Origin of the sequence: Pseudomonas sp., assembly GCF_046581935.1 — a bacterium.
Taxonomy (GTDB): Bacteria; Pseudomonadota; Gammaproteobacteria; order Pseudomonadales; family Pseudomonadaceae; genus Aquipseudomonas.
Map to the genome: position 1 here is coordinate 268,962 of NZ_JAYGFK010000012.1, position 12,679 is coordinate 281,640.

Consider the following 12,679-nt stretch of genomic DNA (forward strand, 5'->3'; position numbering starts at 1 on the left):
CATCATCCGCTAGTGGACGGCGTACTGACTGCCGCAACTGTTTGATAGGTCTGCATCTGCCGCGCTATCTGGGCAATCTTGCGGGCGTACTGCGGGTCCGTGGCATAGCCGGCCTTTTGCAACTCACGGGCAAATTGCTCAGGCTTATCAGTGGTAGCCAAGGCTTTTTCGTAACGACCATTGCCCTGCAAAAAACTCACATAGTCGTCAAAACTGTGCGCGTAAGACTCATAAGCACGGAAGGTCGCTGCCTCCTTAACCGCCTTACCGTCCTCGAACTCGGTAGTCAGCACCCGCGCAGATTCACCATCCCAACTGTTGTGGGTTTTGATGCCAAACAGGTTGTGGCTGCTGGTGCCATCCTGTTGACGGATGATCGACTTACCCCAGCCAGTTTCCAGGGCGGCCTGCGCCACCAGGTAACGGGGATCGACACCAATCTTGTCAGCGGCTTTCTCGGCCATCGGTAGCATGGCGGCAATAAACTCGTCCTTAGAACCGAAGGCAGCCTTGGCAGGAGCCAATGGCGGCTGAGCAATCCGCCGGCCGGTAATGGCATCAGTACCATCCAGCCCCAGCGCCGTATCAGCCGGCGCGGCAAAAGACTTAGCGGGAATCCAGTCGTTCTGCGCCAACGCCTGGCCATCAGTTGCGCTAGCGGAAGGCACGATACCGGCTAGCAACCGATCAGTGAGTTTGCTTGGAAGCGCCAGACGACGCTGATTGAGCAACGAGGAATCATCACGACTGCTATCGACCTTGGCCAGCGGCTTGCTTGGCGCACTCGGCACCGGCTCGTCAACTTGGGCAAAGGGATTTGGACGGTTATCCGCCTGTTTCATCTTCGACATCTGCCGCACCAGCACATCCGCCAGCCCGATACCGTTCTGATGATTAGACAGAGTTACCGATAGCTGCTGGTCGTACATATCCTGATAGGTTTTGCTCTCGTTGCTGTTCATGAAGTTACCTTCACCGAACGCTTCGTTGGCTGAGCGCATGGCCTTGAGCATTTCATTGAGAAACAGCGACTCGAACTCCTGAGCCACTTTCTTAATGTTTTTTTCGCTGTCGCCGCCCACTTTGAACTGGTTGAGACGATTCAGATCGTTATACGAGCCACTGTCGACGGTGCTGGTACCGCCGAGCAACCCGGCTGAAAGTCGAGAGTCCATAGTGTGCGCTCCCTTAAATCACGATCAGATCGGCCTGCAAGGCGCCGGCTTGCTTCAGCGCCTCCAGGATGGCCATAAGGTCGGAAGGCGAAGCGCCAACCTGATTCACCGCACGGACAATTTCATCCAATGTGGTGCCCGGGCCGAATTTGAACATCGGCTTTAATTCTTGATCAGCATTGACCTTAGAGCGAGGCACTACAGCCGTCTGACCACCGGACAAAGCATCCGGCTGGCTGACAATCGGGTCCTCGGTAATGGTCACAGTCAGGCTGCCATGTGTCACCGCAGCTGGCTGCACGCGCACGTTCTGGCCAATCACGATGGTGCCGGTGCGCGAATTGATGATGACCTTTGCAACCGCCTGACCAACCTCAACCTCGAGATTTTCCAGGATCGACAGGTAGTCCACCCGCTGATTGGGATCAAGCGGTGCACTCACGCGAACTGATCCGCCATCCACCGCCTGAGCCACGCCAGGGCCAAGCAGCGCATTGATATGGTCGACGATATTTTTTGCGGTGGTGAAATCCGGGCGATTGAGATTGAGCGTCAGGCTATTGCCCTGATCGAAACCGCTTGGCACCGGCCGCTCCACCGTCGCCCCGCCGGGGATACGCCCGGCCGACGGCACGTTGACGGTAATCCGCGAACCATCTGCACCACCGGCATCAAAACCACCCACAACCAGGTTGCCCTGAGCAATCGCATAGACGTTGCCGTCAATCCCTTTGAGCGGGGTCATCAACAGGCTGCCGCCACGTAAGCTCTTGGCGTTACCAATCGAGGAGATGGTGATATCGATGGTTTGTCCTGGTTTGGCGAAAGCCGGCAGGTCCGCATGGATCGACACTGCCGCCACGTTCTTCAACTGCACGTTGCCGCCCTCCGGCACCTTGATGCCAAACTGCGCCATCATGTTGTTGAAGGTCTGTACGGTAAATGGCGTTTGGGTGGTTTGGTCACCACTGCCGCTCAAGCCAACCACCAGGCCATAACCGATCAGTTGGTTACTGCGCACACCCTGAATGCTGGCGAGGTCCTTGAGGCGCTCGGCCTGAGCGACAGAAGCTAGCAACAGAGCAGCAGCGGTGATCAGGTATTTGCTAAACGTCATGTTGGCCATCCTCAGAACGGCCACATTGGGCTAAGAAAGAAACGGCTCATCCAGCCAGGCTGGGTCGCATCGGCAAACGCGCCAGTACCCGAGTAAGTGATGCGCGCATCGGCAATACGAGTAGAGGAAACGGTGTTGTCAGTAGCGATGTCATCAGCCCGAACCAAGCCGGCAATACGCACCAGCTCATCGCCAGTATTGAGGGTCATCCACTTTTCCCCGCGCACTAGCAGAATGCCGTTAGGCATCACTTCAGCGACCGAGACGGTAATCGAGCCGGTCAAGCTGTTGCTTTGCCCGGCCTGACCAGAACCATCCGCCGAGCGCGTAGCATCGAAGCTGGCATCCAAGCCCAGCGTGTCATTGGTCATGCCCAACGCACCAATCGATGCCAACGGGTTCTTCGGCGAAACCGCCATACCGAACAAATTAGGTACACCGAGATTTGCAGAGCTGTCCTTGCTGAGCTTGCTACTGCTGTTCTTGCTGGCCTGAGTTCGCTCATTCAGGGTAATGGTGATGATGTCACCCACGCGGTAAGCCTTACGGTCACTGAACAGACCGTTTTCAAAACCGGCTTGATAAATCGATCCGTTGTTTTGTGCTGCTGGCAGTGGCGTGCGCGGCATGACCGGGGCGTAATAGGGATCATCCGGCTTAGCCGCTGGCGCCATGCAGCCGCTCAGGGCTAATGGGCCAAGCAGTGCACTTATGATTATCAGCCGGTTCATATCTACTACCTCATGCGTTGCCTGGGGTGGCGTTTGTAACGAGAGCCACCAGTGCCAGTTCAAGCGATTCCTTGCCGTATTCAAAGCCAAACCAATCGCTGCGCGACTAGCCAAACTTACTTATCAAAGGTTCTGCGAAATAAAGCCGAGCATCTGGTCAGCGGTCGAGATGACCTTGGAGTTCATCTCATAGGCGCGCTGCGTGGTAATCATGTTCACCAACTCTTCAACCACACTGACGTTGGAGTTTTCCAAGGTGTTCTGCAGTGTGGTACCCAAGCCGTTCAAGCCCGGAGTACCAACCTGCGGCGCGCCACTTGCCGCGGTTTCCAGAAACAGGTTGTTACCGATGGCTTCCAACCCAGCCGCGTTAATAAAGTCAGCAGTTTGTAGGTTGCCGATAACTTGCGGCTGGGCATTACCAGCGGTGGTCACCGACACCGTGCCGTCTTCGCCCACAGTAAAGGTGCGCACCTCGTTGGGCAGCACAATGGCGGGTTCCAAGGCATAGCCGTTGGACGTCACCAATTGACCATCGGAATTAAGATGGAAACTACCGTCACGGGAATAGGACACCGTGCCATCGGGCAGCAACACCTGAAAGAAGCCGCGACCGTTAATCGCCATATCCAACGGCTGCTCGGTGGTCTGCAGGCTACCGGCAGTAAAGATCTTCTGCGTACCGACAATCCGCACACCAGTACCCAACTGCAAACCGGATGGCAGTTGGCTGTCTTGACTGGTCTGACCGCCAGGTTGCCGACGGATCTGATACAGCAAATCTTCAAACTCGGCGCGATCGCGCTTGAAGCCAGTAGTCGATACGTTGGCCAAGTTGTTGGAAATGGTGGTCAGGTTCATGTCCTGGGCGGACAGACCGGTCTTGCTGACCCAAAGTGCCGGAAGCATATAAATTCTCCTCGGGTGTCGTTTTAACGACGCCGCGTGCTGGTAATTAGCTCATCTGCAAGACGCGCGCCATGGCCGACGAATTGTCTTCGGCGGTGCGCATCATCTTCACTTGCAATTCGAATTGGCGAGACAGCGAGAGAATTGCCGTCATTTCTTCCACGGCATTAACGTTGCTCGACTCCAGGAAACCCGAGGTGATTTCCGTCGTTGCATCCGCCAGAACCGGACCTTGGCCCTTGAAGCGAATCAAGCCATCAGTACCCTTCTCCATCTGCTTAAGATCAGGGTTAACCAGCTTCAGGCGATCTACCTCAGCCAGTACGCTTGGCGCCTCACCGAGAGCACGAATACTGATGGTGCCGTCCTTGCCGATCTCGATTTTCTGCTCTGGCGGTACAGCAATCGGCCCAGCGTTGCCCATCACCGGCAAGCCATTGCCGGTGCGCAACATACCCAAAGCATCGACATTCAGACTGGCAGTACGCACATAGGCTTCGCTGCCGTCAGGGGCTTGCACAGCTAACCAACCCTTGCCACCTACCGCCACGTCAAGATCACGGCCGGTTTCCTGCAGAGAGCCCGGAGTGAAATCAGTACCCGGGCGCTCACTCATGGCGTACACCCGCGACGGATAACTGTCACCAAAGATCGGCATCGAGCGCGCCTGTTCAAAATCCCGACGGAAGCCGTTGGTGGATATGTTCGCCAAGTTGTTGGCGTGGGCACGCTGAGCCAGGGTGTTGTTGTGGGCCCCAGTCATGGAAACGTACAGCATCTTGTCCATGGTCATTCTCCGAGTTGGGCTTGCCGCCCGTTGCTCTATACAAGCTATAAAGCAATGGCTATGCCAGCATTCAGAAAATAATCATAAGCATCTGAAATAAATGAATTTTTAAATAAAAAAAGGGCTCCAAATGGAGCCCTTTTGATAGTGTAGTGGCGTATTTTTGCCGCCTATAGCAGCCCGCTTGCCGGCCGCCTAGCGCCTATCAACGCAAGTTGATAATGGTCTGCGTTACCGCACTCTCGGTCTCAATGGTTTTCGCGTTAGCCTGATAGTTGCGCTGCGCCACAATCAGGTTGACCAACTGGTCCGACAGCTCCACGTTAGAGTCCTCCAGCGCACCTGCCTGCAACGAACCCAAGGTACCGCTGCCAGGCGGGTTACGCACCGGCTCGCCCGACTCGAAGGACTGCACCCACTGAGTCTTGCCTACCGGGGTTAGCCCCTGCACGTTAGCAAAATTCGCCAGAATCACCTGCCCTTGCACCTTGGACTGGCCATTGGTATAGCGCGCGAACACTACTCCGGTCTCGTCAATCTCAAGGCCCGCCAACTCGCCAGTGGTGTAACCGTCCTGGCTAACGCGATTGACCGCGAAAGCGCTGGAAAACTGCGTCGAACCACGCATATCAAAGGTAAAACCACCCGGATTACTCTGCGCCCCGTTGAGCGACCAACCGGTCGGCGAGCCCGTATCCGGCGCGGCCGGATTCCAAGTAGCAATGGTGAACTGTCCAGCCGGAGTGATCGGAGCCCCCACGGTCGGCGGGACGGTGGTGATATCAGTAATCTGTGCCAGCGAGCTGATCTGCCCAGCAGCATCAAAATTCAACTGATAGCGATCCGGCTCAGTGCCAGTGGGTACCGCAGCAGCAGGATCGGACGGGCTACGACCATCGATCAGGATATTCATCTGCCACTCGTTCGCACCACTCTTGACGAAGTACTGCGTCATGACGTGGGCATTACCTTGAGTGTCATAGATATTGGTCGAGGTGGACGAGTTGTATGTAGTCGGATCACCCGGGTTGAACGGTGTATTGGTCGGACTCGTTAAGGTCGAATTGAGGTTGAAGCCTTGCGTCACACTGGTTGTGGCCTTGGGCTCCTGGCTGGCAGTCTGTATTTGCAGATTACCCACCACCCCCTGCTGCAACACGCCATTGGCATCGGTCGTATAGCCCTGCAGGTTGTAGCCGAAGTTATCGACAATAAAGCCATCACGGTCCGTACCAAAATAGCCAGCCCGCGTGTAACTCAAGGCGCCATTGTTACTCACCTGGAAGAAACCATTGCCATTGATCGCCAGGTCCAGAGCGTTCTGTGTGTAATTGATGTTGCCCTGATTAAACAACTGCGACACATCACCCAGTAGCACACCGCTACCCTGAGGGTTTTTGCCAGTACCCAGCACTGACGAAGCGTAAACATCGGCGAATTCGGCGCGCGACTGCTTGAAACCTGCAGTACCGGCGTTGGCGATGTTGTTGCCTGTCACGTTTAGATCATTGGTAGCTGCGCGCAGACCGCTAAGACCGATATTGAACGCCATGGATGTCTCCTTGTGCCGGAATCCCGACGACTAAGCTTATTAGTTATTGACCAATGACCTGCACCTGGGAAAGCGCAACGCTGCCAACTCCCGCCAGATTGAGCATCAATTCGCTACCACCAAGGACCACGCTGTCGACATTGGCTGGCAGCATGGTGTAAAGCCCCTTCGCCTCGCCGTCATAGGTCGCCTGCGCTTCAAATTTGTAGGTGCCAGGCGGCATCAGATTGCCGTCGCTGTCCTTGCCATCCCATATAAAGCTGACGTTGCCGGCTTCCTGCGCACCCAAATTGACGCGTGAAACAACCGCACCAGCCGAGTCATAGACATTGACGTAGACATTGCTGCTGCTCACCGGCAGAACAACACTGGCCTTGAAGCTCTCACTGGTATCGACCACCGCCTTGTCCGTCGCGACGATGACCTTGCGCCCCACCAGCGACGATGCTTGCAGCGCTTGGGACGACTGATAGCCAGTCAGCAACGACTCCATACTGGTGTTGAGCTTCTCAATACCCTCAACCTGGCTGAACTGCGCCAACTGGGCAATAAATTCACCGTTCCCCTGAGGTTCCAGCGGATTCTGGTTATTCAATTGTGCAACCAGCAGGTTAAGAAACTCGTTCTTACCTAGGTCATTGCTCTTCGTGCCACTGTCCTGTTTTACCTGATACTGATCCAGAACCGAGCTAGTGCCGCTTACTGTACTCATCGTCATCGTCCTCGCTGGGTTACTGACCCAGAGTCAATACGCGCTGCATCATCTGCTTGGCGGTGTTCATCATTTCAGTGTTGGTCTGAAAGGCGCGACTGGCAGAAATCATGTCCGCCATCTCTTCCACCACATTGACGTTTGGGTAGTACACGTAGCCGTTTTCATCAGCAGCCGGATGATTCGGCTCGTAACGCGGCATCAAGGAGCTTTGATCCTCGACCACACCCAACACTTGAACGCCTGCACCGGAACTATCCTGGTCGGCAAACAGCGAGCCACGATCATTACCCTTCGCTGACTGATACACCGTGGCGAACACCGGATGACGCGCCCGATAAGTCTGGTCAATGCTCGAGGAAACCGTCTCGGCGTTGGCAATGTTGCTGGAAATGGTGTTTAGACGAGTGCTCTGCGCACTCATGCCCATCCCGGCGATATCGAAAACACTGGCAAGTGACATGGCATCAGACTCCTATTATTCGCCGCGCAGGGCGCTGACCAGGCTTTTGAATTTGCTGTTGAGGAGAGTGAAACTCGCCTGGAACTGCACCGCGTTTTCGGCGTAGTTGGACTGCTCAATCTGCAGGTCGACAGTGTTCTGATCAATCGATGGCTGGAACGGCGTGCGATACGCCAGACTGGCATCAGCGACCACTGCCCCGTCAGCAGGAATATGCTGGCTATTGGTACGGTTCAGGCTGACCTGACCACGCTGCCCCTTAGCACTCTGCTCAGCCAACACGCTGGCGAACTCAATATCACGCGCCTTGTAGTAAGGCGTATCAGCGTTGGCGATGTTATTAGCTAGCACTTCAGCACGCTGAGTGCGAAAGCCCAGTGCCTGCTCGTGAATACCGAGTGCCCGATCAAAACTGATGCTCATGGTCAGAAACCTTTGCCGGTTGGCGTTGCTGTTTTCCGTGCAAGACCATAAGCAAAGTGTATGCCATTATTTTTTTATGTTATTTATCAGATACTTATGAATAACTTTATGCATTGACCCATGAGAAGCGGCAAAGGCTTTCCGCCTACTGGCAAAGAAAGCGGCAATCGCAGCTCGCCCTATCCAGCAACACAGACACGATCTTGACAGCACGCCGGTATTGCGCCGGCAAACCAAGACAGTCAGACACTGAATAAGAGACATGCCCGCCCACAACTCAATCGATAATGCTTAGAAACAACAGCACGACGCACTGACCCTGAAGGCCGTAGCAGATTGAAATACACCATTCATCAGTCAATCACATACATTTTTGACAAGCATTCTCATTAACATTAGTATCCATCTCATCTTAATCCTCCTGTCACGAGCCTTAGTCATGTACGTCTGTCTCTGCGAAGGTGTTACTGATGGTCAGATTCGCGAAGCTATCTATGAAGGTTGCTGCAGCTACCGTGACGTGCGCGCCACCCTCGGCGTTGCAAGCCAATGCGGTAAGTGCGCCTGCCTGGCCAAGCAAGTGGTACGTGAAACCCTGAGTGAAGTGCAAAGCGGCCAAGCCGCACTCGCCTATCCGGCAAATTTTGTTGCCGCCTGACTCAGCGCTATTTGAAAACCGGACCTCGTGTCCGGTTTTTTTATGCCCGTTATTTATGATGAGCCCACTCAGGCGCGTCGTGGCGTGACGCTGAATACGCCTGGCAAATTTTTATAGTTTTAATTCAATACCTTAGCGCCAGGATGCAGAACTTAAACATTCGCATTCATATTAATTTTAACTTTAGATTCAAACACTTAGGTTTGACAGCCGAAAATCATCGGCCCAGAATTTAGCGCTAAATCACTTACAAGGCAGGCCCAGACATGAAAGGCGACAAGAAAGTCATCCAGCATCTGAACAAGATCCTCGGTAACGAGCTGGTCGCGATCAACCAGTATTTCCTACATGCACGCATGTACGAGGACTGGGGCCTAAAGAAACTCGGTGAGCACGAATATCACGAGTCCATTGACGAGATGAAGCATGCGGACAAGCTGATCAAGCGCATTCTGTTCCTCGAAGGCCTGCCCAACCTGCAAGACCTCGGCAAAATCCTCATCGGTGAAAACACCAAGGAAATGCTTGAGTGCGACCTGAAGATCGAACACAAAGCACACATTGATCTGAAAGCGGCGATTGCCTACTGCGAGAGCATCGGCGACTACGCCAGCCGCGAGCTGTTAGAAGATATTCTCTGCTCCGAAGAAGAGCACATCGACTGGCTGGAAACTCAACTCAGCTTGCTCGAAGCGGTGGGCCTGCAAAACTACCTGCAGTCGCAGATGGACGAATAAACACAAAACATACAGTCATAAACAACAAACCCCGCACTTGGCGGGGTTTGTTGTTTATGCACGGCCAGCTTATGCGCTGGCTTTCTGCATTGCGTCCTTGATCAGGGTCTGCAGCTCACCCTTCTCGAACATTTCTACCAGGATGTCGCTGCCGCCGACCAGTTCGCCACCAACCCACAATTGCGGGAAGGTTGGCCAGTTGGCGTACTTCGGCAGATTAGCGCGGACTTCCGGGTTTTGCAGGATGTCGACATAGGCGAACTTTTCGCCACAGGCCATAACAGCCTGCGCAGCCTTGGAGGAAAAGCCGCACTGCGGAGCGTTCGGCGAGCCTTTCATGTACAGCAGAACAGTATTGTTAGCGATCTGCTCTTTGATGGTTTCGATGATATCCATTGGGCACCTCAGGACTTAACTTCCCGACTCACGGGTCGGCACGGTGGCCGCATTGTAGCGAAAAGCCGAGCGCAATGCTCGGCCTTCCCCGCGACTTTCCTACGCATTAAAAATAGCAATTTAGAACCTGTTTTATGGGCTCGCGAGCTAGAGCCATGCAAGGCAAAAACAGGCGAGGAAGCGGAGTGTGCTGTTGCACATGAGCATTCTGAGCCTGTTTTTAACGCAGCAGGGCCGACGCGCAGCAGCTCATAACCGGGTTCTCAGGCGGCCTCAACCTCCACAGGCACACCATTAAGCGCAGCATTACCAGATAACGCATCGAGTTGCCGCTCATCAGTCAAGTCATTGGCACTGGCACCCGGTTGTTCGCTGGCGATAGCCATCTTCACCCCCGGTCGCGCATGCCCCCAACCATGCGGCAGGCTCACTACGCCGGTCATCATGTCTTCACTCGCGGCCACTTCCACCTCAATCACTCCAATCCGGGAACGCACACGCACACGCTGCCCATCAGCCAGCCCACGCTGACTTAAATCGGCTGGATGCATTAGCAGTTGATGGCGCGGTTTGCCTTTAACCAGGCGGTGATAATTGTGCATCCACGAGTTATTGCTGCGCACATGGCGACGTCCGATCAACAGCAGCTCGCTAACCGCGGCTACCGGCTGCGCTGAAAAGCGCTGCAGGTCAGCCATGATCACCGTGGGCGCGGCCTGCACGTGCTTGTTTGCGGTTTTTAGCCGTCCGGCCAGATTAGCCTTTAACGCACCTAAGTCGAGTCCATGAGGGTGCTCGCGCAGCGTCGCCAGCGATAGTTTGTGTTCTGACTTATCGCCGTAAGCACCAAAACGTAGACCCATGTCGATCATCTGCTCAGGGGGCATAGTCGGCTTGAGCTCTCCCCCAGTTTTGGCGGCAAAGGCCTTAGCCAGGCCGATAAAGATTTCCCAGTCATGCAGTGCATCCACTGGCTTTGGCAGAATGGCCTCATTGAAGCGGGTGACATTGCGTACGGCGAACACATTGAAGGTGGTGTCGTAGTGATCGTGCTCCAGCGGCCCGGTTGGCGGTAGGATCAGGTCGGCATAGCGGGTGGTTTCATTAATGTAGAAGTCGATGCTGAGCATGAACTCAAGGCCATCCAGCGCCTGCTCTAACTGCCGGCCGTTGGGTGTCGACAACACCGGGTTACCGGCCACTGTAACCAACGCACGCACCTGCCCTTCACCCTCGCTGAGCATTTCCTCAGCCAGCGCCGCTACTGGCAATTCGCCGCCGTACTCCGGCAAACCCGATACCCGGCTTTGCCACCGATTGAAATGCCCGCCAGACGTCGAGGCCACCAGATCCACGGCAGGCTCGGTACACAGCACACCACCGACCCGATCCAGGTTGCCGGTAACCAGATTGATCAATTGCACCAGCCATTGGCACAACGTACCGAAGGCTTGAGTGGAGACGCCCATACGGCCGTAGCACACAGCGGATTCAGCGGCAGCAAAATCACGCGCCAACTGGCGAATCGTCTCAGCTGGCACACCGCAACGCGCACTCATCGCTTCAGCGCTAAAGCCGGCAATGGCATCACGCACCTCATCAAGCCCGTCAACCGCCAAGTGGCTGCTGCGCCCGAGGTTTTCCTCAAATAGGGTATTAAGCAGCCCGAACAACAGCGCGGCATCCTGACCTGGCCGCACGAAAACATGCTGATCAGCAATCGCTGCCGTTTCGCTACGCCGAGGATCAACCACCACAAGCTTACCGCCGCGTTTCTGGATGGCTTTCAGGCGTTTTTCCACATCCGGCACGGTCATGATGCTGCCGTTGGAAGCTAGCGGGTTACCGCCAAGGATCAGCATAAAGTCGGTGTGGTCGATGTCCGGAATCGGAATCAATAAACCATGGCCGTACATCAGATGGCTGGTCAGATGGTGCGGCAACTGGTCGACCGAGGTGGCCGAGTAACGGTTACGGGTTTTCAGCTGGCCGAGAAAGTAATTACTGTGGGTCATCAGGCCATAGTTGTGCACACTCGGATTACCCTGATACACCGCCACGGCGTTTTGCCCATGCTGCGCTTGAATTGCGCTCAAGCGTTCGGCAACCAGCTCGAATGCCTCATCCCAATCAATAGCCTGCCACTCATCACCCACACGGCGCATCGGCTGACGCAGGCGATCCGGATCGCTCTGAATATCCTGTAGGGCTACCGCTTTAGGGCAGATATGGCCACGGCTAAAGGTGTCTTGAGCATCGCCCTTGATCGAGCGGATCAGTACATTGCCGTCAGGCTGTGTTTCGGTTTCGATGCTAAGGCCGCAAATAGCCTCGCAGAGATGACATGCACGGTGATGAAGGGACTTGCTCATGGCCTGGCCTCTTGTTCTGACTCGAGACGACCAGTCGGGTCGCCAGAATTGAACTATGGTGCCAGCCATGAAAGGACACCAGTAGGCTTTGTTCTATGAATCGGCAGGCATCATGCCCACCGATTCATTACAGCATCGAGACCTTAACGGATCGAAGTGATAGTGCCTTTGTTGCCAGTCACTTTGACGTTAACAGTCTTGTATACGAAGTAATCCTGCACATTTACTTCATAACGCGGGGCAACGATCACGTCAGCACCCGATGCTTTAACAGCCTTGTAGGCTGCTGCGGACTTAGCGGAAGCAACCGGATCAAGACCCAGTGCAAAACCACCTTCACCGCCACCGTAAGTTACGCCATCAGCAAACTGTGTATCGCCACCCAGCTTGAATACGCTGAACAGGATATTTACCGAGGACTCACCGGTGATGGTTTCGCCGACTTTTACATCTGCTTTCAAACCAGTTTTGACTGCGCCGCCCAGCGGCAGAGTTGGTTGGCTGACGTTCTGGCTAGCACAGCCAGTCAGCAAGGCAAAAGCGGAGATAGCGGCGATAGATGCAAAATGCTTCATATAAATGAAACTCCGTTTCATTACGTTCCATGGATACCCCATTGCGGGGCAATGCATTGCCTCGAAAAGGCG

At 54.8% G+C, this 12,679-nt stretch carries 14 protein-coding genes; 2 read left to right on the forward strand and 12 right to left on the reverse strand.

All coding sequences use genetic code 11. From position 1 onward, the window contains the following. Nucleotides 1-2: 2 nt before the first annotated feature. From flgJ to flgB, 9 genes are all read right to left on the reverse strand, one after another. Nucleotides 3-1,175, reverse strand: coding sequence for a flagellar assembly peptidoglycan hydrolase FlgJ (gene flgJ, locus VCA57_RS09070; protein WP_411184659.1), 1,173 nt, complete (start codon nucleotides 1,173-1,175; stop codon nucleotides 3-5). Nucleotides 1,176-1,188: 13 nt separating this feature from the next. Further along, entirely contained in the window at nucleotides 1,189-2,292 is a 1,104-nt protein-coding gene (locus VCA57_RS09075; protein ID WP_411184660.1) for a flagellar basal body P-ring protein FlgI, read from the reverse strand. A gap of 11 nt (nucleotides 2,293-2,303) precedes the next feature. Further along, nucleotides 2,304-3,023 carry a flagellar basal body L-ring protein FlgH gene (gene flgH / locus VCA57_RS09080; RefSeq protein WP_411184661.1) on the reverse strand — a complete coding sequence of 240 codons (720 nt, stop codon included), beginning with the start codon at nucleotides 3,021-3,023 and terminating at the stop codon, nucleotides 2,304-2,306. 123 nt (nucleotides 3,024-3,146) lie between these two features. Next, nucleotides 3,147-3,932 carry a flagellar basal-body rod protein FlgG gene (gene flgG, locus VCA57_RS09085; protein WP_411184662.1) on the reverse strand — a complete coding sequence of 262 codons (786 nt, stop codon included), beginning with the start codon at nucleotides 3,930-3,932 and terminating at the stop codon, nucleotides 3,147-3,149. Between the two features lie 46 nt (nucleotides 3,933-3,978). Continuing rightward, complete coding sequence (locus tag VCA57_RS09090; RefSeq protein ID WP_411184663.1) at nucleotides 3,979-4,719, reverse strand: flagellar basal body rod protein FlgF; 741 nt, start codon at nucleotides 4,717-4,719, stop codon at nucleotides 3,979-3,981. A 205-nt stretch (nucleotides 4,720-4,924) separates the two neighbouring features. Then, nucleotides 4,925-6,271: a flagellar hook protein FlgE gene (gene flgE, locus VCA57_RS09095; RefSeq protein ID WP_411184664.1), complete on the reverse strand. Its 1,347-nt coding sequence runs from the start codon at nucleotides 6,269-6,271 to the stop codon at nucleotides 4,925-4,927. A gap of 43 nt (nucleotides 6,272-6,314) precedes the next feature. Then, nucleotides 6,315-6,983: a flagellar hook assembly protein FlgD gene (flgD, locus tag VCA57_RS09100; RefSeq protein ID WP_411184665.1), complete on the reverse strand. Its 669-nt coding sequence runs from the start codon at nucleotides 6,981-6,983 to the stop codon at nucleotides 6,315-6,317. Nucleotides 6,984-7,002: 19 nt separating this feature from the next. After that, nucleotides 7,003-7,446, reverse strand: coding sequence for a flagellar basal body rod protein FlgC (gene flgC, locus VCA57_RS09105; protein ID WP_411184666.1), 444 nt, complete (start codon nucleotides 7,444-7,446; stop codon nucleotides 7,003-7,005). 15 nt (nucleotides 7,447-7,461) lie between these two features. After that, on the reverse strand, nucleotides 7,462-7,869 hold the full coding sequence (gene flgB / locus VCA57_RS09110; RefSeq protein WP_411184667.1) for a flagellar basal body rod protein FlgB: 408 nt from the start codon (nucleotides 7,867-7,869) through the stop codon (nucleotides 7,462-7,464). Between the two features lie 439 nt (nucleotides 7,870-8,308). On the opposite strand from flgB, the gene VCA57_RS09115 reads away from it, so the two are divergent. Beyond that, complete coding sequence (locus tag VCA57_RS09115; protein ID WP_411184668.1) at nucleotides 8,309-8,527, forward strand: bacterioferritin-associated ferredoxin; 219 nt, start codon at nucleotides 8,309-8,311, stop codon at nucleotides 8,525-8,527. Nucleotides 8,528-8,793: 266 nt separating this feature from the next. After that, the gene (gene bfr / locus VCA57_RS09120; protein WP_411184669.1) at nucleotides 8,794-9,264 is read left to right on the forward strand and encodes a bacterioferritin; all 471 of its coding nucleotides are present in this window, start codon (nucleotides 8,794-8,796) and stop codon (nucleotides 9,262-9,264) included. A gap of 69 nt (nucleotides 9,265-9,333) precedes the next feature. Here the strand turns inward: bfr and grxD are convergent, their stop codons facing one another. From grxD to VCA57_RS09135, 3 genes are all read right to left on the reverse strand, one after another. Continuing rightward, nucleotides 9,334-9,660 (reverse strand): Grx4 family monothiol glutaredoxin, encoded by a 327-nt coding sequence (grxD, locus tag VCA57_RS09125; protein WP_411184670.1) that lies wholly within the window; start codon nucleotides 9,658-9,660, stop codon nucleotides 9,334-9,336. Between the two features lie 263 nt (nucleotides 9,661-9,923). Beyond that, nucleotides 9,924-12,032 carry a molybdopterin oxidoreductase family protein gene (locus VCA57_RS09130; protein ID WP_411184671.1) on the reverse strand — a complete coding sequence of 703 codons (2,109 nt, stop codon included), beginning with the start codon at nucleotides 12,030-12,032 and terminating at the stop codon, nucleotides 9,924-9,926. A gap of 143 nt (nucleotides 12,033-12,175) precedes the next feature. After that, complete coding sequence (locus tag VCA57_RS09135; RefSeq protein WP_411184672.1) at nucleotides 12,176-12,607, reverse strand: hypothetical protein; 432 nt, start codon at nucleotides 12,605-12,607, stop codon at nucleotides 12,176-12,178. Between the last annotated feature and the right edge of the window lie 72 nt (nucleotides 12,608-12,679).